2 protein-coding genes are annotated in these 25,744 nt (G+C 58.0%); both read right to left on the minus strand.

Annotated features, from left to right (window positions below):
* Positions 1–117: 117 nt before the first annotated feature.
* Complete coding sequence (locus QMG90_RS15575; RefSeq protein ID WP_283280534.1) at positions 118–24,129, minus strand: Ig-like domain-containing protein; 24,012 nt, start codon at positions 24,127–24,129, stop codon at positions 118–120.
* Between the two features lie 574 nt (positions 24,130–24,703).
* A complete protein-coding gene (locus tag QMG90_RS15580) occupies positions 24,704–25,315 on the minus strand; it encodes a helix-turn-helix transcriptional regulator (protein WP_283280535.1) in 612 nt (203 codons plus the stop codon).
* Between the last annotated feature and the right edge of the window lie 429 nt (positions 25,316–25,744).

Raw genomic sequence — 25,744 nt, forward strand, 5'->3', positions numbered from 1 at the left:
TAATTCATCGATAAATAACAACATCCAGACAATTCGCCTCACTTATCCCTTCCGTCGCGCCCTGACTCCGGGCGCGAACAGATAGCCCGCCATCCGGAGATGGCGGGGATTACCGGGTTAAATCGTGATCTGGTTGTTCTGCAGCAGAGTGACCAGATCGGTCTGTACGTCTGCCAGGGTGACAACCTGCGTGAAGCCATGCTGTCCGCCCTGACCATCACGGTCGATGCTGATGACCGTGTCGTTACCGACCACTTCTGTCTTCAGGTAATTCTCAAGCCCTTTCGATGCCGCATCCAGCTCCGTCTTACCGTTGTTCTCGAAGAAGGAGATTGGACCGCTGTAATCCAGCAGATCGCTGAGGTTGAGCGTATCGGCGTCACTGTCAGTTGCCACGTTGCCCACGTTGAAGCAGTGAACCACGTCGTGACCGTTGCCGCCGGTACTGTCATTACCCATGCCATCCAGCACCTTGTACATCAGCGTGTCGTTACCACCGTTCATCAGGTAGAAGGTGTCATCACCTGCTCCGCCCTCAAGAACGTTATCCGCTGAGTTATCCGTGATGACGTCATCACCGCTGGTACTGATAAGCGTGGTGATGTTTTCCAGCTGCTCGCCTGCGGAGTTGAAGCCAGTCCACAGGTTGGCGGTCATCCCTTCGCTCAGCGAGCTGAAGTTCGCGGTGCCGGCACTGTTCGCGCTGCTCAGAATCAACTGGTGGTTAGCCAGCAGCGTCGCGAGGTCGGCTTCCGTGTCCGTCAGCGTCAGCAGTGTGGACGCGCTGTAGGCGCCGCCGCTGCCGTCGCGGTCGATGGACACGACAGTATCCTTACCGTTGTAGGTCACCGTCAGGAACTGACCGATGGTTTCACCCGCATCGATGGTGGCAACACCGTTGATGTAGTGAGCCGCACCGTCCGCGCTTGCAGAGTAACCGACCAGCAGGTTGCTGACGTCGATAGCATCCGCGCTGCTCGTCGCTTCCACCGTACCGACCCAGAAGCCGTTGACCGTATCGCTACCGTTACCGCCGGTACCGTTACTGCTTCCGCCTGCCTGGACCTGGTACATCAGGGTATCCTGACCACCACCATTCTTAGCGTTGTCGAGATTGAAGATGTCATTCCCGCCGCGGCCTTCGAAGTAGTTGTTGCCTGCGTTACCGGTGAAGGTATCGTTACCCTGACCACCGGCCAGACCTTCGACGTTCACGAACCGGGCGCTACCAAAGCCCGTGTTCTGCATGGTCGTCTTGTTCAGGTCAATGGTCAGCGCGGCGTTGCCTGCCAGCTTGTAGTCAACGATGTCGAGACCACCGGTGTTGCTCCAGGATTTCACGCCGGAGACGGTTTGCGTACCGCCTGCACCGTTGTACAGGTCATTACCCAGGGTCGCGAAGAAGGTATCGTTATAACCGGTACCCACAATACCCGTGGTGTTGGTGCCGCCGGTGTTGCTGGCGTTCGCCACGTTAGTTTCGGACTCTGTGGTCAGTACGTAAGCGTCGTTGGCTTCACCCGCGGTCAGTCCTGCCCACGCCTTGTTGACGTTCTGGACAGTCTTACCGTTCACCGACGCAACACCGCCGACGTTCTCAACCGCACCGCCGCTGGAGCGCAGGATCACTGCGCTGTACGACTTGCTGGCATCCAGACCGTAGAAGTCCACCATGGCGGTACTGTCGTTCGTCTGGTTACCGGACTGGGCGTTGATAATCCGCGTTGCCACCACAGCACCTGTCGCTTCATCAATCAGCTGTACGGTATTGCCATACAGTGAGTTGATACCACCCTCATCGAGGATGCGCAGATGGATAGCCGAGCCATACGCAACATCGTTCTTGTTCTCGATGTACGTAGTGGTACCACCACTGGTGAAGATCAGCAGATCACGGTCACCGTCCCAGTCAACGTCGATAGCGACACTACCGGTCACCTGCTGCGCGGTTGACGAACCACCAATGGTGGTTTTACCAACCTGCGTCAGCATGTTGGAGGTACTAAAGCTCGTCGCACCGCCCGTCGAGGTGTTGGTGTACAGGTTCACCGCGCCGGTCGCCGCGGCATCACTGATACCACCACGTGTGGACTCCATCCCCGGCATTTCGATGATGTCCACCTTGCCGTCGTGGTTCCAGTCCAGTGCCAGAGAGACACCACCAGACACCGTGTCGTTGAAGGTGTACATCCCGGTCGGGTTACCGATGCCGTCGTTGTTCGGGTCGCTGAACTGCAGCTTTCCGGTGCCATCGTTAAAGTGAATACGGCTGGCGTATTCAGCAGCGTTGTTATCCGGACTCGAATCATCGGTAGTACTTTCACTACCACGACCCAGGAACAGGTCCATGTAACCGTCGCCGTTGAAGTCGGCCCAGGTCATCGGCACACCGTTACCGATATCCGGGTCGTTATCCGTACCGCGCTGGAACACGTTGTCGACGATCTGCGACACCTGCCAGTTACCGTTGTTGGTACCGTTCACGACGACCAGACGTGCCCAGTTATCACTGATAGCGGCAGTGCTGTCCGTAGCCCCCGGCTTGTCGATGCGAGAACCATCCGCAACGATGTTCTGACTGTGCATCACAAAGTCGACGATACCATCGTTGTTGATATCCACACCCGACAGTTCCATATCCGGCTGCGACTGATCCAGCCCGATCGGATCCATGCCCGGATCAGCGGCATAGTCTGTGGCGAAGGTACCGTCTTTGCTCATACCGACGATGGTGCCATCGTTGTTCAGAACAATCTGCGAGCCATAGCCACCCTGGGTCCCGGAGTCGTTCGGGGTCTGGTCGCCACTGATAAGGTCAACGTAGCCGTCGCCATTCTTATCGATAGCAATGATACCGCCATACCAGCTCCAGGTGTTCGCACTACCATCGGTATCCCTGTCACCTGCAAAGTCACCCGATTGCGGCGTATCATCTTCTGCCCCAACCTGATACGCGGTGTAACCCGAACCGTTGTAGTAGAACATCTGCTGACCGTCATCGTAGTTACTGTCGATGGCAAACAGATCCATCAGACCATCACGGTTGTAGTCGACGAAGGTCGCGTTCTGTACGTAGTTTCTCGAGTCATAGCCATTACCGGAGTTACTCACCAGCGCGGTGGTCGAGAAATCACCCAGTGAAGACGACGAAGTCGCAGAAGAGTCCAGCATGGTCTGGTTAGTATGGATACGCCATACACCATCTTCGCTCAGCGTGACCGACGTTGCTTTCTGATCCGGGTCGCCACCACCGGCACCGACGGTGACTTTCGGTGTTGGCGAAACCACCAGTTCATTGGTCGTATCGTCAGTGGTGATGCGTACGCCTTCCGGCGAGTACAGCACCGCGGAAACGTCGTATCTGCCTACCGCCAGCGCATCGCCGTCCGGGATCTGTACATACCAGGTGTTGTTACGCGGGTCGACCACCACCTGTCCGTTCTGCGAACTGTAGGTCTTACCGTTAACCGTCACCTCGACGTACTCGCCCGGCTGGATTTCAAAGCCGGTGGAACCGGAAATGATCGGTGTGGTATCCAGCGTATCCTGGTCGTTAACCACCACGTTCAGATCCACCGTGATCCGGAAGTTACCGGAGGTGGTGCCTTCGTTACCGGCGCTATCCGAGACGACCGCACGGAAGTTGTAGGTCGTTTCGTCATTCAGCGCAGGCAGTTCGAAGGTCCAGCTGTCACCGGTCACCGTTGCCGTACCAAGCAGCGTGTTGCTGTCAGCATCGTAGATGCGGACTTCATCACCGGCATCCAGTGCCGTTCCGGCGATCTTACCGTTCAACACCGGCTGACGGTCGTCAGTGGAGGTGTTCGGGCCCATGTTGCCAGTGTCCACACCGACGTTGTCGGTGTAGCTGGTGATGGTGACCGTCTGGGTCGGCGGATCCAGGTCGATGGTCAGTGCAAAGGCCGGTGTCGCGCTGGATTCGTTACCGGCAGCGTCAACGGCTGTGGCGGTAAACTGATACGTCTTCGTATTTTCCAGACCGCTGACATCCAGCGTCCAGGTGTGCTGACCACGATCCAGCGTCGCATTGCCGATGAAAATGCCATCCTGATAGATGCGGATGTACTCGGCTGCGCCCAGATCGCCCGACCAGCTGCCTCTCAGCACTGGCGCGGTATCGTCAGTGCTGGTGCCACTGGCAGTAATCACGCCCTTGTTGGTGCCGACATCATCGAGGTAGCCGTCAATCGCCAGCGTAATACCCGGTGCCTGGGTATCAACGGTGATATTCACCGGTGATGTTGGCGCGCCAGTGTTACCCACGCTGTCAGTAACGGTGGTGGTGAACTGATGTGCACCATCTGCCAGTTCCGTGGTCGGCGTCCAGCTCCAGTTACCGAAGTTATCCACCGCGGCACTACCGATAACAGTACCGTTATCGAGGATAGTGACAATGCCGTTTGGCTCTGCCTTACCGGCGAAGGTCGGTTTGTTATCATCAGTGACGTCGTTGTTGTTCAGCGTACCGGTGATGGTACCGACGTCGTCAGTGATCGTGAGATCCGTGACCGCACCCGGTGCCGTCGCATCAATTTCGATGCCGAACGACGGGCTCTTCGCACTTTCCTGACCGGCGGTGTTTTTCACCGTGACGGTAAAGTCGTACGTGCCATCGGCCAGCGCAGGCTGCGGCGTGAAGGTCCAGTTACCACTCGCATCCAGCGTGGTCGAACCCACAACCTGGTTACCGTCGTAAATGGTCACGATGTTGCCAGCCACGCCCGGTGCCGTACCGTGCAGTGTCGGTGTGGTGTCTTTGGTCACGCCGTCGATGACCAGCTCGACATTCGCCGAACCGGTATCGTCGGTTACGCCATCAATCACCGGCGCCGCAGGCGGGTTAGACAGTGTTACGTCGTAAGTGCCTGACGGTTTCGCCTCGTTACCGACGCTGTCGGTTTCCGTGACGGACAGTTTGTTAATGGAATCCGCGTACAGTGAATCGGACGGCGTCAGTGTCCATCTGCCGTTGGCATCAACGGTGGTGGAACCCAACACTTTGGTGTTGCCATCTTTATCCGTCGTGTACACGGTAATGACGTTGCCCTGTTCAGCACCGGTACCCCCGATGACCGGACGTGGATCATCCAGTACGCCACCGCTCAGAACCGGGCCCTGTACGTTACCGTACTGGTCGGTCACGGTGTCGATGGAGACCTTGCTGGCATCCGGCGAGGTGTAGTCGGTATTCACCACGAAGTTCGCAGACTTGTCGCTGACGTTACCGGCTGCATCCGTCGACGTGACGTAGAAGGTGTTTTTACCTTCAGGCAGCTTGCTACCCGGCTTGAAGTTCCATGCGCCCGTACTGCTGGTGGTTGCCGAACCGATCAACGTACCGTCAAGGGTGTAGATATTGACGATGCTGTTCGCTTCTGCCGTACCGTGCAGAATTGGCTGCGGATCATCGGTATAGCCGTTGTTGCTCAGGTCATTCTGAACGGCACCCACCTGATCTTCTGCGTAATCAATCGTCGGACGGTTTGGCGCCGCGGTATCCACGCTGAAGTTGAAGGCACCGGAAGTATCTTCCTGACCTGACAGGTCTTTTGCCGTTGCCGTGATGCTGTGCGCACCATCACCCAGGTTGGTTGACGGCGTGAAGGTCCAGGTACCGTCAGCCTCGGCGGTCGTGGACCCCAGTACCGTAGTACCATCCTTGATGGTGACAATACTGCCTGCCTTCGCCTTACCGGTAATTTCCGGACGGGCGTCGTCAGTCACCATATTCGCCGCGACATCGCCGGTCACTGTACCCACATCATCCGTTACGTTGGTGATAGAGACCGTGACAGCAGAGGTATCTACGATGACCGTCATACCGGTATTCACCGGACCCAGGTTACCTGCGGTATCTTCAGCACGCGCCGTAAAGGTGTGCTGACCATCCGCCAGTGACGTGGTGGTGTATTCCCAGTTACCCGAGGCATCGGCCGTCGTTGAGCCATTCTCCACGCCATCGACGTAGATATGGACAACGCTGCCAGGCTCTGCGATACCGCTGATCTTCGGCGTTGCATCGTTGGTCGTATCGCCATCGCTCAGGTTGCCGACCTGCGGCGCCTGATCGTCAGTGACCACGAAGTTAGACACCGCACCCGGAGCTGCTGTATCAACCGTGACCGGGAAGCCGCCAGTCTGCGGGCTCACCTGACCGATGCTGTTAACAGCTTCAGCAACGAACGTGTGCAGACCGTCTGACAGTGCTGGCGTGGTGTAAGTCCAGTCGCCGTTGGCATCTGCCGTGGTTGACCCCAGCAGCGTGGTGCCGTTGGCGCCACCGTAGATCTTAACCGTTACGTTAGCTTCGGCCGTACCTGTCAGCGTCAGGGTGTTGTCGTTGGTAATGGCATTGCTCTGCAGGGCGCCCGTATAAGTCGCCACATCGTCAACGACGCTGGTCAGTGTCGGCGGCAGCGGCTGGCCGCCTGCGTCGATCTGAATCACGTATTCCGGCGATGCAGAGGTTTCGTTACCCACTTTATCGGTTTCTTTCGCCGTCAGTCTGTAGGTACCGTCAGCCAGCGCAGTATTCACCTGCAGTGACCATGTACCATCACCCTGTACGGTTGCCGTACCGATAACCGTGTTGCCGTTGTAGACCGTGATCGTGTTGCCCGGCTCTGCGCCAGTCCCCTTGATCAGCGGCGTGTTGTCGTCGGTGATATTTCCGGACGCAACATTACCCGTGACAAGACCCGCATCATCAACCACGCTGGTGATGCTGACTTTGCTGCTGTCCGGCGGTGTGAAGTCCAGCGTCAGCTCAAAGTTATCGGACGGCGCACTGGTGTTGCCGGCCTTGTCGGTTGCGGTGACGTAGAACTGGTGGCTGCCTTCGCTCAGGTTCGCCGTCGGCGAGTAGCTCCAGGTACCGTCAGCGCGAGCGGTGACAGAACCCAGCAGACCGTTCTGATCGTAGATCGTCACGATGCTGCCCGCTTCCGCCTTACCGTTCAGGGTCGGGGTCGGGTCATCCGTCACGCCATTGTTCGCCAGCGGTGTCTGAATGGAACCCACATCATCGGTTGCACTGTCGATGCTCGGTTTCACCGGGGCATCGATGTCGATGGTGACGGTCCAGCTGCCACTGTCGGAATCATTACCTGCCGGATCTTTCGCCGTCGCGGTGAAGGTATGGTTGCCTTTACCCAGATCAACTGCCGGGGTGAAGGTCCAGTTACCGTCAGAGCCCGCGGTGGTGGAGCCCAGCACGGTGCCGCCATCCTTGATGGTGACCACGCTGCCGGCCTTCGCCGTACCGGTGATTTCCGGACGGGTATCGTCCGTCACGCCGTTCTGAGCGACAACGCCCGTCACCGTACCCGTATCATCGTTTACAGCGGTGATAACGGTCTGACCCGGAGCAACGTCGACCACGAAGGAGGTGTGCGACCCTTCCGGTCCGGTATTACCCGCGGTATCAGTCACTTTCGTAGTGATGTCGTGCGGACCGTTCGCCAGCGGCGTGGACGGTGTGAAGCTCCAGTTGCCGTTGGTATCGGCGACAGCCGTGCCGATGACAGTACCGTTGTCGATGATGCTCACCGTACTGCCCGCTTCAGCTTTACCGCTGATAACCGGCACGTTGTCATCGGTAGTATCACCGGTATTCACCGGACCAGTCTTCGTACCGACATCGTCAATGATCAGCAGATCAGAGGCGGCAGACGGCGCGCTGGTATCCACAACAATGTCGAAGCCACCGGTGGACGGGCTGACGCGCCCTACGGTGTCGGTGACCGTGGCAGTGAAGTTGTGGTTGCCGTCGCTCAGCGCCGTACCCGGCGTGAAGGTCCAGCTTCCGCTACCATCGACCGTCGTGGTGCCAATCAGCGTACCGTTGTCATAGACACTGATGGTGCCGTTGGCCACACCCGTACCGCTGAGGGTCGGTGTACTGTCGTTGGTGATCTCACCTTTCTGCAGGAAGTCCACACCCGGTGCTGCGTCGTCATAGACTTTATCCAGCGTCGGCGCCTGCGGGCCATCAGTCGATACCTTGATGGTGTAGTCGTTTGACGGACCCGATTCGTTGCCGACTTTGTCGGTTTCTTTCGCGGTCAGGACGTAAGTACCGTTTGGCAGCGGCGAGGACGGTTCCAGTTCCCAGGTACCGTCGGACTTGACGGTGGTGGAGCCGATGATCTTGTCGCCGTTGTAGACCGTAATCACGTTGCCTGCTTCCGCACCGGTACCGGAAATAACCGGACGGTTATCATCGGTTTCACTGCCGCTTGCGACAGAACCGGTCACTCCGCCAAAGTCGTCCACCACATCGGTGATGGCGAGTTTGCTGCTGTCCGGCGGTGTGAAGTCCAGCGTCAGTTCGAAGTTATCCGATGGCGCACTGGTGTTGCCGGCTTTGTCGGTTGCAGTGACGTAGAACTGGTGGCTGCCTTCGCTCAGGTTCGCCGTCGGCGAGTAGCTCCAGGTACCGTCAGCACGTGCGACTACAGAACCCAGCAGACCGCTCTGATCGTAGATCTTCACGATGCTGTCCGCTTCCGCTTTACCGTTCAGCGTCGGGGTCGGGTCATCCGTCAGGCCATGATTCGCCAGCGATGTCTGCACCGCGCCCACATCATCGGTTGCACTGTCGATGCTCGGTTTCACCGGGGCATCGGTGTCGATGGTGACAGTCCAGCTGCTGCTGACAGAGTCGTTGCCAGCCGGATCTTTCGCCGTGGCGGTGAAGGTATGGTTACCCTTGCCCAGATCACCAGACGGTGTGAAGGTCCAGTTGCCGTCGGAGCCCGCGGTGGTGGAGCCCAGCACGTTGCTGCCATCAGTGATGGTGACCACGCTGCCGGCCTTCGCCGTACCGGTGATTTCCGGACGCGTATCGTCGGTCACGCCACCCTGCGCAACGTTGGTGGTGACGCTGCCCACATCGTCCTTAATAGCGGTGATTTCGACTTTACCTGCGACCACATCAACCACGAAGGAGGTATGCGACCCTTCCGGCCCGGTGTTACCCGCCGTATCAGTCACTTTCGTGGTGATGTCATGCGGACCGTTCGCCAGCGGTGTGGACGGTGTGAAGCTCCAGTTGCCGTTGTTATCGGCGACAGCCGAGCCAATGACAGTACCGTTGTCGATGATGCTCACCGTGCTGCCCGCTTCAGCTTTGCCGCTGATGGTCGGTACGTTGTCATCGGTGGTGTCATTGTTATTCACCGGACCGGTCTTCGCACCGACATCATCGGTGATCAGCAGATCAGAGGCGGCTGACGGCGCGGTGGTATCAACAACAATGTTGAAGCCGCCGGTAGCCGGGCTGACGCGCCCTACGGTGTCGGTGACCGTGGCAGTGAAGTTGTGGTTGCCGTCGCTCAGCGCCGTACCCGGCGTGAAGGTCCAGCTTCCGCTACCATCAACCGTCGTGGTGCCGATCAGCGTACCGTTGTCATAGACACTGATGGTACCGTTGGCCACACCCGTACCGCTGAGGGTCGGCGTATTGTCGTTGGTCACTTCGCCTTTCTGCAGGAATTCCGTCTGCGGCGCTACGTCGTCGTATACCGTATCCAGCGTTGGTGCCTGTGGCGCCACCGTGGAGACTTTAATGGTGTAGTCGTTGGACGGACCCGCTTCGTTGCCGACTTTATCAGTTTCCTTCGCGGTCAGGACGTAAGTACCGTTCGCCAGCGGTGAAGTCGGTTCCAGTTCCCAGGTACCGTCGGACTTGACGGTGGTGGAGCCGATGACCTTGTCGCCGTTGTAGACCGTAATCACGTTACCTGCTTCCGCACCGGTACCGGCGATCACCGGACGGTTGTCGTCGGTTTCACTGCCGCTCGCGACAGAACCGGTCACTCCGCCAAAGTCATCCACCACATCGGTGATGGCGAGTTTGCTGCTGTCCGGCGGTGTGAAGTCCAGCGTCAGTTCGAAGTTATCGGACGGCACGCTGATGTTACCGGCCTTGTCGGTTGCGGTGACGTAGAACTGATGGCTGCCTTCACTCAGGCCCGCCGTCGGCGAGTAGCTCCAGGTACCGTCATCGCGGGCGACCACGGAACCCAGCAGACCGCTCTGATCGTAGATCTTCACGATACTGCCCGCTTCCGCCTTACCGTTCAGTGTCGGAGTCGGGTCATCGGTCAGGCCATGATTTGCCAGCGATGTCTGCACCGCGCCCACATCATCGGTTGCACTGTCGATGCTCGGCTTCGCCGGGGCATCGGTGTCGATGGTGACAGTCCAGCTGCTGCTGACAGAATCGTTGCCCGCCGGATCTTTCGCCGTGGCAGTGAAGGTATGGTTACCCTTGCCCAGATCGCCAGACGGTGTGAAGGTCCAGTTACCGTCGGAACCCGCGGTGGTGGAGCCCAGCACGTTGCTGCCATCAGTGATGGTGACCACGCTGCCCGCCTTCGCCGTACCGGTGATTTCCGGACGCGTATCGTCGGTCACGCCACCCTGCGCAACGTTGGTGGTAATGCTGCCCACATCGTCCTTGATGGCGGTGATTTCAGCCTGGCCCGGCGTGACGTCAACGATAATGTTAACGTGCGAGCCTTCCGGCCCGGTGTTACCCGCCGTATCGGTCACCGTGGTGGTCAGGTCGTGCGGACCATTCGCCAGCGGTGCACCCGGTGTAAAGCTCCAGTTGCCGTTAGCATCCGCAACAACGGAGCCGATGACGGTATCGTTGTCAATGATGTTCACCGTGCTGCCCGCTTCGGCCTTGCCGCTCAGGGTTGGGGTGTTGTCATCGGTGGTGTCACCGTTGTTTACCGGTCCCTGATAAGCACCGACGTTATCGGAAACCAGCAGGTCAGAGGCGGCAGACGGCGCACCGGTATCGATGGTGATGTCATAGCCCCCCGTAGCCGGGCTGACGCGCCCTACACTGTCCGTGACCGTGGCGGTGAAGTTATGGCGGCCATCGTTCAGCCCCGTACCCGGCGTGAAGCTCCAGTTACCATTGGTGTCGACGATAGTCGTACCAATCAGCGTACCGTTGTCATAGACGCTAATCGTGCCGCCAATCAGACCAGAACCGTTCAGGGTCGGGGTACTGTCGTTGGTCACTTCGCCTTTCTGCAGATAATCCACATACGGCGCGGCGTCGTCATAGACCGTATCCAGCGTCGGTGCCTGTGGCGGCGTCGTGGACACATTAATGACGTATTCAGCCGACGGACCTGCTTCGTTGCCCACCTTGTCGGTTTCTTTCGCGGTCAGCGTATAACGACCGTTTGGCAACGGCGAGGACGGTTCCAGTTCCCAGGTACCGTCAGACTGGACGGTGGTGGAACCAATAACCTTGTCACCGTTGTAAACGATGATAGTGTCACCCGCTTCCGCACCGGTACCTTTGATCAACGGACGGTTATCATCCGTCATCCCTTCATGGGATACCGAGCCTGTAACGAGGCCAACATCATCCACCACATCGGTGATGGCGAGTTTGCTGCTGTCCGGCGGTGTGAAGTCCAGCGTCAGTTCGAAGTTATCCGACGGCACGCTGATGTTACCGGCCTTGTCGGTTGCGGTGACGTAGAACTGGTGCGCGCCTTCGCTCAGGTTCGCCGTCGGCGAGTAGCTCCAGGTACCGTCATCGCGGGCGACTACCGAGCCCAGCAGACCGCTCTGATCGTAGATCTTCACGATACTGCCCGCTTCCGCTTTACCGTTCAGTGTCGGGGTCGGGTCATCAGTCAGGCCATGGTTCGCCAGCGCGCCCTGGCTGCTGCCCACATCATCATTCGCCGCATCAATGCTCGGCTTCGCCGGGGCATCGGTGTCGATGGTGATGGTCCAGCTGCTGCTGACAGAGTCGTTACCCGCCGGATCTTTCGCCGTGGCGGTGAAGGTATGGTTACCTTTACCCAGATCGCCGGTCGGTGTGAAGCTCCAGTTGCCGTCAGAGCCTGCGGTGGTGGAGCCCAGCACCGTGTTGCCATCGGTGATGGTGACCACGCTGCCTGCCTTCGCCGTACCGGTGATTTCCGGACGCGTATCGTCCGTCACGCCACCCTGCGCAACGTTGCTGGTAATGCTGCCCACATCGTCCTTGATGGCGGTGATTTCGGCTTTACCTGCGACCACATCAACCACGAAGGAGGTATGCGCCCCTTCCGGCCCGGTGTTACCCGCCGTATCAGTCACTTTCGTGGTGATGTCATGCGGACCGTTCGCCAGCGGTGTGGACGGTGTGAAGCTCCAGTTGCCGTTGTTATCGGCGACAGCCGAGCCAATGACAGTACCGTTGTCGATGATGCTCACCGTACTGCCCGCTTCAGCCTTGCCGCTGATGGTCGGTACGTTGTCATCGGTGGTATCGCCAGTATTCACCGGACCAGTCTTCGCACCGACGTCATCGGTGATCAGCAGATCAGAAGCCGCAGACGGCAAGGTGGTATCCACAACAATGTTGAAGCCGCCGGTGGCCGGGCTGACACGTCCCACGCCATCGGTGACCGTCGCCGTGAAGTTATGGTTACCGTCGTTCAGCGCCGTACCCGGCGTGAAGCTCCAGGTGCCGCTGCCATCAACGATCGCGGTACCGATCAGGGTGCCGTTGTCATAAACGCTAATCGTGCCGCCAATCAGTCCCTTACCGCTGAGGGTCGGGGTACTGTCGTTGGTGATTTCACCTTTCTGCAGGTAGTCCACATACGGTGCGGCGTCGTCGTATACCGTATCCAGCGTCGGTGCCTGCGGCGGGGTGACACCCACCGTGATGACGTACTCGTTGGACGGACCGGCTTCGTTACCGACTTTGTCGGTTTCCTTCGCGGTCAGTCTGTAAGTACCATCCGGCAGCGGCGTAGACGGTTCCAGCGCCCAGGTACCGTCAGCCTTGACGGTGGTGGAGCCGATCACTGTATTACCGTTGTAAACCGTGATGGTATCGCCTGCTTCTGCACCGGTACCGGAGATGACCGGACGGTTATCGTCCGTTTCGCCGTTGTTCGGTACATCACCGGCAAGTTTCACGTCATCATACACATTGGTGATGGCGAGTTTGCTGCTGTCCGGCGGCGTGAAGTCCAGCGTCAGCTCGAAGTCATCCGACGGCGCGCTGGTGTTGCCAGCTTTATCCGTTGCAGTGACATGGAACTGATGGCTGCCTTCATCCAGTTTGGTAGTTGGCGTGTAGCTCCAGGTGCCGTCATCACGTGCGGTGACGGAGCCCAGCAGACCGCTCTGATCGTAGATCTTCACGATGCTGCCCGCTTCTGCTTTACCGCTCAGGGTCGGTGTCGGGTCATCCGTCAGGCCATGGTTCGCCAGCGCGCCCTGGTTGCTGCCCACATCATCCATTGCGCTGTCGATGCTCGGTTTCACCGGCGCATCGATGTCAATGGTGATGGTCCAGCTATTACTGGTAGAGGTATTCCCTGCCGGATCCTGCGCCGAGGCGGTGAAGGTATGGTTGCCTTTACCCAGATCGCCGGTCGGTGTGAAGCTCCAGCTGCCGTCAGAGCCCGCGGTGGTGGAGCCCAGTACGGTGCTGCCATCCATGACCGTAACAATACTGCCCGCCTTCGCCGTACCGGTGATTTCCGGACGGGTATCGTCCGTCACGCCGTTCTGGGTGACGTTGGTCGTGATGCTGCCCACATCATCCTTCACGGCAACGATCGCGGCCTGACCCGGATCGACGTCAACGTCAAAGGTGACGTGTGATCCTTCCGGCCCGGTGTTGCCCGCGGTATCGGTCACCGTGGTGGTGATGTCGTGCGGACCGTTCGCCAGCGGCGTGGACGGTGTGAAGCTCCAGTTACCGGTGTTATCAACAACAGCGGTGCCGATCACCGTACCGTTGTCGAGGATGTTCACCGTGCTGCCCGGTTCGGCCTTGCCGCTCAGGGTCGGCAGGTTGTCATCGGTAGTGTCGCCGGTATTCACCGGACCTGTCTTCGCACCGACATCATCGGTGATCAGCAGATCAGAAGCCGCAGACGGCATGGTGGTATCCACAATGATATTGTGTCCACCCGTTGCCGGGCTGACGCGTCCTACCACGTCAGTGACCGTCACGGTAAAGTTATGGTTGCCGTCGTTCAGCGCCGTATCCGGCGTGAAGCTCCAGCTACCATTGCTGCCTACGGTCGCGGTACCGATCAGGGTGCCGTTGTCGTAGACGCTGATGGTGCCGCCAATCAAGCCGCTACCGCTCAGGGTCGGCATATTGTCGTTGGTGACTTCACCTTTCTGCACAAAGTCAACAGAAGGTGCGACATCGTCATAGACGCTATCCAGCGACGGAACCGGCGGAGCCTGAGTAGACAAGTTGAAAGTGTACTCGTTGGACGGATCGGAGACGTTACCGACAGAGTCGGTTTCCTTCGCCGTCAGGGTGTACAGGCCATCAGGCAGCGGCGTGGTCGATACCAGTTCCCAGCTACCGTCAGCCTGGACGGTGGCGGAGCCGATCACCGTGTCACCGTTGTAAACGGTGATGGTATTACCCGCTTCTGCGCCAGTACCTTTGATCAGCGGACGATTATCGTCAGTGATGCTACCAGTACCGCTCGGCACAGAGCCCGTCACGCCACCGACGTCATCCACCACATCCGTAATGGTGACCTTGCTGCTGTCAGGCGCGGTGTAGTCGGTGGTCAGTACGAAGTCGTCTGATTCCGGACCGGTGTTACCCGCTTCGTCTGTCGCGGTGGTGGTGATGTGATGCTCACCTTCCGGGAGCGGTGTGGTCGGGGTGAACTGCCACGACCCGTTATCGTCAGCGATAGCCGAACCGATCAGGTCGCCGTTGTCGTAGATATCGACACGGCTGCCCGGCTCGGCAGTGCCGTTCAGGGTCGGGTTAGCGTCATCAGTAACATCGCCGCTGTGGAGATCGTTACGGTTTGAGCCCACGTCATCAATGGCAGAGCCAATCGACGGTTTGCCCGGCGCCACGGTGTCCACGGTCAGATCGAAGGCCGGAGAGGTGACGTCGTTACCTGCCTGATCGACAGAGGTTGCTGTCAGGCTGTGATCGCCATCGCTCAGATCCTGAACCGGTGTGAAGCTCCAGCTGCCGTCCGGCTGAACGGTAGTGCTGCCCAGTACATCATTACCATCCTTGATGGTCACGATGCTGCCTGGTTTGCCGCTGCCGGTCAGTTCCGGACGCGCGTCGTCGGTGACGTTGCCGTCAGTCAGACTGCCGGTGATCGGACCCTGGTCGTCATTAACAGAGCCAATGGTGACCTGGTTCGGATCCGGATCAACGGTGAAGCTGATGCCCGGAGACGGATTGCTGCTGTTGCCCGCAGGGTCGGTGACCACGGTGGTGATCTCGTGATCGCCTTTATCCAGCGGTGTTTCCGGCGTGTATTCCCACTTGCCGTCGTCGCCGACGACAGTGGAACCAATCACTTCGCCGTTGTCGATGATTTCCACCACGCTGCCCGGTTCAGCGTTACCGCCGAAGGTCGGGGACTGGTCGTCGGTGGTGTCGCCATCGTTAACGGTACCGGTCAGATCACCCACATCGTCGTTCGCCGCCACATCACCGGCGCTCGGTGCAGCGGTATCAATCACGATCGGGAAGCTGCCGCTCTCTTTATGGTTACCCGCCGGATCAGTAGCGGTAACGGCAAAGTTATGGTTGCCGTCTGCCAGGGCAGTGCCCGGGGTGAAGGTCCACTTACCGTTGCTGTCCGCGGTAACCGAGCCGAGGATCGTGCTGCCGTCACGGATAGTGACGATATCGCCTGCCGCCGCGGTCCCGTTCAGAGTCGGGGTGCTGTCGTTGGTGGCATCGCCTTTCTGCAGCGGGCCAACGTGCGGTTCGCTGTTATCGACCACACTGGTGATCGACGGCTCAGTGCCGGTCGGGATCAGCAGCGTAATGTCGTAAGCCGGCGCTTCACCGGTGATGCGGTTACCGGCCGGATCCTGGGTTTCCAGCGTCAGGCTGTTCAGGCCTTCCAGCAGCGGTGCGTCCGGCGTCATGCTCCAGTCACCATTGCTGTCAACCACCGCCGAGCCAATCAGGTGCTTCCCTGCCGCATCGGTGGTGTAGACGAACACAATGTTACCGGCACCGCCGATACCGCTGATCACTGGCTGGCTGTCATCGGTGATGTCACCGCTGGCAACGTTGCCCTGCAGATCGCCAATGTCATCCGCCACGGCGGTGATCTTCAGGCTGTCTTCAGTGGCAACCGGCGGTGTGTAGTCGGTGGTCAGCTCGAAATCGTCTGATTCCGGACCGGTGTTACCCGCTTCATCCGTCGCGGTGGTGGTGATGTGATGCTCACCTTCCGGGAGCGGTGTGGTCGGGGTGAACGACCAGGCGCCGTTTTCATCGGCAATGGTCGAGCCAATCAGGTCGCCGTTGTCGTAGATGTCGACACGGCTGCCCGGTTCGGCATTGCCTTTCAGCGTCGGGTTGGCGTCGTCAGTGACGTCGCCACTCTGCAGATCATCGCGGACGGAGCCCACATCATCAATGGCAGAGCCAATCGACGGTTTGCCTGGCGCGGTGGTGTCCACGGTCAGATCGAAGGCCGGAGAGGTGACGTCGTTACCTGCCGGGTCAACCGAAGTGGCAGTCAGGCTGTGATCGCCGTCGGCCAGATCGGTTGTCGGCGTAAAGCTCCAGCTGCCATCCGGCTGGACGGTGGTGCTGCCCAGCACGTTATTACCATCCTTGATGGTCACGATGCTGCCAGGTTTGCCGTTACCAGTCAGTTCCGGACGCGCGTCGTCGGTGACGCTGCCGTCAGTCATGCTGCCGGTGATCGGCCCCTGGTCGTCATTAACAGAGCCAATGGTGACCTGGTTCGGATCCGGATCAACGGTGAAGCTGATGCCCGGCGACGGATCACTGCTGTTACCGGACGGATCAGTCACTACGGTGGTAATTTCGTGATCGCCTTTATCCAGCGGTGTTTCCGGGGTGTATTCCCACTTGCCGTCGTCGCCGACGACAGTGGAGCCAATCACTTCGCCGTTGTCGATAATATCCACCACGCTGCCCGGCTCAGCGTTGCCGCTGAAAGTCGGGGACTGATCGTCGGTGGTATCGCCATTGGCGATCGGGCCAGTCTTGTCGCCCACATCGTCATTCACCGCAATGCTGCTGGAATTCGGTACGGTGGTGTCGACGACGATCGGGAAGCTGCCGCTGTCCTTATGGTTACCGGCTGCATCGGTAGCCGTTACGCTGAACGCATGGTTACCATCCGCCAGGGCAGTGCCCGGGGTGAAGGTCCACTTACCGTTGCTGTCCGTGGTGACCGAACCAAGAACTGTGCTGCCATCCTTAATGGTGACGGTGTCGCCAGCCGCCGCCGTCCCGCTCAGGGTCGGGGTGCTGTCGTTGGTGGCATCGCCTTTCTGCAGCGGGCCAACGTGCGGTTCGCTGTTATCGACCACACTGGTGATCGACGGCTCAGTGCCGGTCGGGATCAGCAGCGTAATGTCATAAGCAGGCGCTTCACCGGTAATGCGGTTACCGGCCGGATCCTGGGTTTCCAGCGTCAGGCTGTTCAGGCCTTCCAGCAGCGGTGCGTCCGGGGTCATGCTCCAGTCACCATTGCTGTCAACCACCGCCGAGCCAATCAGGTGTTTCCCTGCCGCATCGGTGGTGTAGACGAACACAATGTTACCGGCACCGCCGATACCGCTGATCACTGGCTGGCTGTCATCGGTGATGTCACCGCTGGCAACGTTGCCCTGCAGATCGCCAATGTCATCCGCCACGGCGGTGATCTTCAGGCTGTCTTCAGTGGCAACCGGCGGTGTGTAGTCGGTGGTCAGCTCGAAATCGTCTGATTCCGGACCGGTGTTACCCGCTTCATCTGTTGCGGTGGTGGTGATGTGATGCTCACCTTCCGGGAGCGGTGTGGTCGGCGTGAACGACCAGGCGCCGTTTTCATCAGTCACTGTCGAACCAATCAGCTCGCCGTTGTCGTAGATGTCGACACGGCTGCCCGGTTCGGCATTGCCTTTCAGGGTCGGGTTGGCGTCGTCGGTGACGTCGCCACTCTGCAGATCATCGCGGACGGAGCCCACATCATCAATGGCAGAGCCGATGGACGGTTTGCCCGGTGCGGTGGTGTCCACCGTCAGTTCAAAGGCCGGAGAGGTGACGTCGTTACCTGCCGGGTCAACCGAGATGACAGACAGGCTGTGGTCGCCGTCGGCCAGATCGGTTGTCGGCGTAAAGCTCCAGCTGCCATCCGGCTGGACGGTGGTGCTGCCCAGCACGTCGGTACCGTCCATTACGGTGACCACACTGCCCGGCTTGCCACTGCCGGTCAGTTCCGGACGCGCGTCGTCGGTGACGTTGCCGTCAGCCAGACTACCGGTGATCGGCCCCTGATCGTCATTGACGGTGCCAATGGTGACCTGGTTCGGATCCGGATCGACAGTGAAGCTGATGCCCGGAGACGGATTGCTGCTGTTACCGGACGGATCAGTCACCACGGTGGTGATCTCGTGATCGCCTTTATCCAGCGGCGTTTCCGGGGTGTATTCCCATGTACCGTCGTCGCCGACCACGGTGGAGCCAATCACCTCACCGTTGTCGATGATTTCCACCACACTGCCCGGTTCATCTTTGCCGCTGAAGGTCGGGGACTGGTCGTCCGTGGTTTCGCCATCGTTAACGGTACCGGTCAGATCGCCCACATCGTCGTTCGCCGCCACATCACCGGCGCTCGGTGCTGCGGTATCAATCACGATCGGGAAGCTGCCGCTCTCTTTATGGTTGCCTGCCGGATCAGTAGCGGTAACGGCAAAGTTATGGTTGCCGTCTGCCAGGGCAGTGCCCGGGGTGAAGGTCCACTTACCGTTGCTGTCTGCGGTGACCGAGCCGAGGATCGTGCTGCCGTCACGGATAGTGACGATATCGCCTGCCGCCGCGGTCCCGTTCAGGGTCGGGGTGCTGTCGTTGGTGGCATCGCCTTTCTGCAGCGGGCCAACGTGCGGTTCGCTGTTATCGACCACACTGGTGATCGACGGCTCAGTGCCGGTCGGGATCAGCAGCGTAATGTCATAAGCAGGCGCTTCACCGGCGATGCGGTTACCGGCCGGATCCTGGGTTTCCAGCGTCAGGCTGTTCAGGCCTTCCAGCAGCGGTGCGTCCGGGGTCATGCTCCAGTCGCCATTGCTGTCAACCACCGCCGAGCCAATCAGGTGTTTCCCTGCCGCATCGGTGGTGTAGACGAACACAATGTTACCGGCGCCGCCGATACCGCTGATCACTGGCTGGCTGTCATCGGTGATGTCACCGCTGGCGACGTTGCCTTTCAGATCGCCAATGTCATCCGCCACGGCGGTGATCTTCAGGCTGTCTTCGGTGGCAACCGGCGGTGTGTAGTCGGTGGTCAGCTCGAAATCGTCTGATTCCGGACCGGTGTTGCCCGCTTCATCTGTTGCGGTGGTGGTGATGTGATGCTCACCTTCCGGGAGCGGTGTGGTCGGCGTGAACGACCAGGCGCCGTTTTCATCAGTCACTGTCGAACCAATCAGCTCGCCGTTGTCGTAGATGTCGACACGGCTGCCCGGTTCGGCATTGCCTTTCAGGGTCGGGTTGGCGTCGTCGGTGACGTCGCCACTCTGCAGATCATCGCGGACGGAGCCCACATCATCAATGGCAGAGCCGATGGACGGTTTGCCCGGTGCGGTGGTGTCCACCGTCAGTTCAAAGGCCGGAGAGGTGACGTCGTTACCTGCCGGGTCAACCGAGATGACAGACAGGCTGTGGTCGCCGTCGGCCAGATCGGTTGTCGGCGTAAAGCTCCAGCTGCCATCCGGCTGGACGGTGGTGCTGCCCAGCACGTCGGTACCGTCCATTACGGTGACCACACTGCCCGGCTTGCCACTGCCGGTCAGTTCCGGACGCGCGTCGTCGGTGACGTTGCCGTCAGCCAGACTACCGGTGATCGGCCCCTGATCGTCATTGACGGTGCCAATGGTGACCTGGTTCGGATCCGGATCAACGGTGAAGCTGATGCCCGGCGACGGATTGCTGCTGTTACCGGACGGATCAGTCACCACGGTGGTAATTTCGTGATCGCCTTTATCCAGCGGGGTTTCCGGGGTGTATTCCCATGTACCGTCGTCGCCGACGACAGTGGAGCCAATCACTTCGCCGTTGTCGATGATTTCCACCACGCTGCCCGGTTCAGCGTTACCGCCGAAGGTCGGGGACTGGTCGTCAGTGGTGTCGCCATTGGTGATCGGGCCAGTCTTGTCGCCCACATCGTCATTCACAACCACAGTGCTGGAATCCGGCACGGTGGTGTCGACAACAATCGGGAAGCTGCCGCTGTCTTTGCTGTTACCTGCCGGATCGGTGGCGGTAACGGCAAAGTTGTGATTGCCATCTGCCAGACCGGTATCCGGCGTAAAGGTCCACTTGCCGTTGCTGTCCGCGGTGACCGAGCCAAGGACCGTACTGCCGTCCTTAATGGTGATGATATCGCCCGCCGCCGCGGTCCCGTTCAGGGTCGGGGTGCTGTCGTTGGTGGCATCGCCTTTCTGCAGCGGGCCAACGTGCGGTTCGCTGTTATCGACCACGCTGGTGATCGACGGCTCAGTGCCGGTCGGGATCAGCAGCGTAATGTCATAAGCAGGCGCTTCACCGGCGATGCGGTTACCGGCCGGATCCTGGGTTTCCAGGGTCAGGCTGTTCAGGCCTTCCAGCAGCGGTGCGTCCGGGGTCATGCTCCAGTCACCATTGCTGTCAACCACCGCCGAGCCAATCAGGTGTTTCCCTGCCGCGTCGGTGGTGTAGACAAATACCGTGTTACCGGCAATGCCAATACCGCTGATCACTGGCAGGCTGTCATCGGTAATTTCGCCGCTGGCGACGTTACCCTGACGACCACCTACATTGTCATCAACTGCCGTAATGCGCAGGCTGTCTTCGGTGGCAACCGGCGGTGTGTAGTCAGTGGTCAGTTCGAAATCGTCTGATTCCGGACCGGTGTTACCCGCTTCGTCTGTCGCGGTAGTGGTGATGTGATGCTCACCTTCCGGGAGCGGTGCAGTCGGGGTGAACGACCAGGCGCCATTCTCATCGGTCACTGTCGAACCAATCAGTTCGCCGTTGTCGTAGATGTCGACACGGCTGCCCGGTTCGGCATTGCCTTTCAGCGTCGGGTTGGCGTCATCGGTGACGTCGCCACTCTGCAACTCGCCACGGTTTGAACCCACGTCATCTGTCGCAGATCCAATAGTCGGTTTTTGCGGAGCTTCAGTGTCAACGGTCAGATCGAAAGCCGGAGAGGTGACGTCGTTACCTGCCGGGTCAACCGAGGTGGCCGTCAGGCTGTGGTCGCCGTCGGCCAGGTCGTCGGTCGGCGTAAAGCTCCAGCTGCCGTCCTGTTTAACCGTCGTAGAACCCAGTACCTCATCGCCATCCTTGATGGTCACGATGCTGCCCGGTTTGCCGCTGCCGGTCAGTTCCGGACGTGCGTCGTCAGTGACATTGCCTTCCGTCATGCTACCGGTGATCGGCCCCTGATCGTCATTGACGGTGCCAATGGTGACCTGGTTCGGATCCGGATCAACGGTGAAGCTGATACCCGGCGACGGATCACTGCTGTTGCCTGCCGGGTCGGTAATGACAGTGGTGATCTCGTGATCGCCTTTATCCAGCGGCGTTTCCGGGGTGTATTCCCATGTCCCGTCATCGCCAACGACGGTGGAGCCAATCACCTCACCGTTGTCGATGATTTCCACCACGCTGCCCGGTTCATCTTTGCCGCTGAAGGTCGGGGACTGGTCATCCGTGGTTTCGCCATCGTTAACGGTACCGGTCAGATCGCCCACATCGTCGTTCGCCGCCACATCACCGGCGCTCGGCGCTGCGGTATCAATCACGATCGGGAAGCTGCCGCTCTCTTTATGGTTGCCTGCCGGATCAGTAGCGGTAACGGCAAAGTTGTGGTTGCCGTCTGCCAGGGCGGTGCCCGGGGTGAAGGTCCACTTGCCGTTGCTGTCTGCGGTGACCGAGCCAAGGACCGTGCTGCCGTCCTTAATGGTGATGATATCGCCCGGTGCTGCGCTACCGTTCAGGGTCGGGGTGCTGTCGTTGGTGGCATCGCCTTTCTGCAGCGGGCCAACGTGCGGTTCGCTGTTATCGACCACGCTGGTGATTGCCGGTTCGGTACCGGTCGGGATCAGCAACGTGACGTCATAAGACGGCGCTTCGCCGGCAACGCGGTTACCGGCCGGATCCTGGGTTTCCAGGGTCAGCTTATTCAGCCCTTCCAGCAGCGGTGCGTCCGGCGTCAGGCTCCATTTGCCATCCGCATCAACAATAGCCGAGCCGATCAGGTGTTTACCTGCAGCGTCGGTGCTGTAAACAAATACGGTATTGCCTGCTTCGCCAATACCAGTGATAGCAGGCTGGCTGTCATCGGTGATGTCACCGCTGGCCACGTTGCCCTGCTGATCGCCGACGTTATCCGCGACACCCGTAATTTTCAGGACATCTTCGCCAGCGCCTGGCGGGGTCGTATCAACGCCAAAATCCAGCGAATCAGAAGGTTCGCTGGTGTTTCCTGCCGGGTCAGTTTGCGTCAGCGTAATGCTGTGTTCGCCATCGTCCAGCGGCTCTTCCGGAGTGAATGACCACTTACCATCATCGCCAATCACGGTGGTGCCCAGAACTTCATCGCCGTCATAAATGGTGACGGTATCGCCCGGTTGACCACCGCCGCTGAAGGTCGGTCTGGAGTCGTCAGTGACGCCACCGTCCTTAATCATGCCGGTGATCGGATCGTTATCATCCAGCGCGTTCGCTACATCAGGTTTTGCCGGTGGCGTGGTATCTACCACAATCTGAATCGGGTCAGAAGGATCGCTGATATTGCCCGCTTTATCCTGCTCGCTCACTTCCAGTTCGTGCTCGCCCTCGTCCAGATCATCAGTCGGCGTGAAGCTCCACTTACCATCGTCGTCAACGATGGTAGAGCCAATCACTTCATCGTTGTCTTTGATGATGATGACGTTGCCCGGTGTACCGTCACCGTTGAAGGTCGGTTTGGTTTCGTCGGTGACATCGCCTGAATCCAGCGGGCCGGTCTTCGGACCGGTGTTATCAATGACGTCTGGCTGCTCCGGTTTTTCCGGTGCGCCAGTGATGACGTTAAAGTCACGAATCGGGGAAGGATCGCTGACGTTACCGGCTTTGTCCGTCTGCGTGACGGTGATGTCATGGTTGCCATCCGCCAGGTCCTGGGTCGGTTTGAAATACCAGCGACCATCGGCGTTCACTTCGGTCTGACCGATAGCTTTGCCGTTATCGTAAATGGTGATCGTTGCACCCGCTTCGCCGGTGCCGCTCATTTCAGGGCGGGTATCATCGGTCCAGCCGTTCTGGTTAACTTCACCAACGACATTACCCACCTTATCAATAACGTGTTGAATGGCGGGTGCGTTTGGTGGAACAGTATCAACAATAACAACGATGGGGTCAGAAGGCGGGCTAACGTTGCCGGAGGGATCTTCTTCCGTGAGGGTGATGTCATGTTTACCATCATCCAGCGGTTTATCCGGCGTGTAGGTCCATGTGCCATCGTCGCCGACCACGGTAGAGCCAATCTCTTTGCCGTTGTCGTAAATATGAATGGTATCGCCAGGCTCGCCGCGACCGCTCAGGGTCGGCGCGCTGTCATCGGTGACATCACCACTCTTCAAAGGACCGACAATAGAACCCACATCGTCGACAGTGCTGCCAATGGCCGGTTTTTCCGGCGCGGAGCGGTCAGAGTTGTCATTGTCGTCATCATTCATTGCCACGGCAGCACCAATACCGATCGCGCTTGCCGCCGCCAAAAAGCCTAACAGGCCAAACAGGGAATCGTCGTTATCACCGGGCGCCGTAAAAATACCGCTGCCTGGCCCCATAGGCTCACCACCCAGGGCAACCGGTGACATATTGCCGTCGGCAATCAAATAACCGGTATCGTAACTCTCTCCGGACAGTGGAACATAGGCATACAACTGGCCATCTTCCGCCATACCGAGCAGCACAGGATTATTAGGGTCACCATCAAAGTAATCGTCAATAATGATACTCGGCTGAGTATCCCCTTCCTGAATAACATGCAACGCTTTGCCAACGCGTTTAAGTGTAATATTTTCTGGTGCGAAGTCATCGTTGACATTCTTTAACAAATACTTATTACCTGGGACAAGCTTTACATTAACGGCCTTGCCAGCTTCAGCGGTTAACAGACGCGTCTTTCCTTCTCCGCTGTTAATAGCCAGAATAATTTTATTTTCCATCATTTATACTCCAGACATCATGATATGTAACCGGTCGCTTCCTTTCTTGAATAGGTAAAGATGACCCTTATCCGGAAGAGCTTGCGCTAACTTACCATCAATTATTTCGCCAAAACATGAGCATCATCTCTCAGAATCTTTGCCTTTTAACCTGTATCTGATGCTACTTAATCTTTCCTGGATTCTGCACAACGTTTAATTGATTGCTTTGTATAGATATTTACCCCTGAAGTGTTGAGAGGACAGTGAGTGAAACCGTTTGCCCCTTATAAAAACAAAGAAAAAATAAGTAATGTACTGACAGATTAAGCGTTCCTTAAACTGGCAGTGATAAAATCGTGATCACAAAAATCATCCATCACCATAGGTACGTTTCATAAATACAGAGATGTAAGCAAGGAGAGTAATATCGTTATCGATATTACTCTCCGCACTCCGCCGGTGGCACTATTAGGGTAATATTTCAGCGGCAGTGGAAAAAGAGATCAGAAAAACGCTTCACGCCGAGCTTGCGTAATATATTGGATTTGTGCGCGCTGATCGTTTTTTCACTACGGGATAGCCGAATAGATATCGCCTTGTTGGTTGCGCCATCCAGGCACATTTTCAGAATCTCTGTCTCCCTGCGCGTCAGGCCCGCTGAAGCGTAATACTCATCATTAAACATGGCGGCGCCATTATTCTTGATAGAATGAATATCCCAGGAATAACAATAGCCGCCGTCACGTATGATATTGATTGTATTTATAAAAAATTCGACATCGCTTTCGCGCTTAATCACACCATGAACGTTGTCGATCTGCTCGAGATACTTTTGCCATGGCTGATCATCTTCAACCAGAAGCAGGACAGGACAGTTCAGTAATTGAGAGATCTGCTTCAGTTGGTGCAGAGGACAGGTGTGTAGTGCCTTGCCGTCGATAATGCCGATGCTGTAGTGCTGTTGTTCTGTCCCTTCTTCGAGAAATTTTTCTACATTTTTCAGTATGACCGAAGCCATCTGGTAGCTGGCCTCAATGATGCTGATAATGCCCAAACTGCCGAGATTCTTTTCACCCAGATATAATGCTTTCATAAATCATCCCTATTTGCACTGATGCTAAAAGCCGTAGTTTATACTGATAGCGAACAAGCGTCCGAACCCGTTGCATTCCCTGCAATAGCATTCGTAAGGCTTTTTCATATCGCTCATATAAACGGGCTGGCAGCACTGCCTTCTGAAGCAAACAACCCTATGTAACATGGCACTGAATACATTCCGTCTCATCAATAGGGATAGATCTTCTGTATCTGAATTCAATAAAATATTGAAGATACAAAGATGAGAGTAAGAGTTTCTTGAAGTAAGTCATTTCCCTGAAAATGCATAAAACAGTACCGATAACATATGAAATGTTATCTCCACATATTTTTTACAAATTCTGAATTACTACCCTAAGAATATCCCTGGCGATAAAGATAGTCAATCCTTTGCGCGCAGAAACGCATGTGTAAGCGTCGCATC

This window comes from Trabulsiella odontotermitis (genome assembly GCF_030053895.1).
Lineage (GTDB): Bacteria > Pseudomonadota > Gammaproteobacteria > Enterobacterales > Enterobacteriaceae > Trabulsiella > Trabulsiella odontotermitis_C.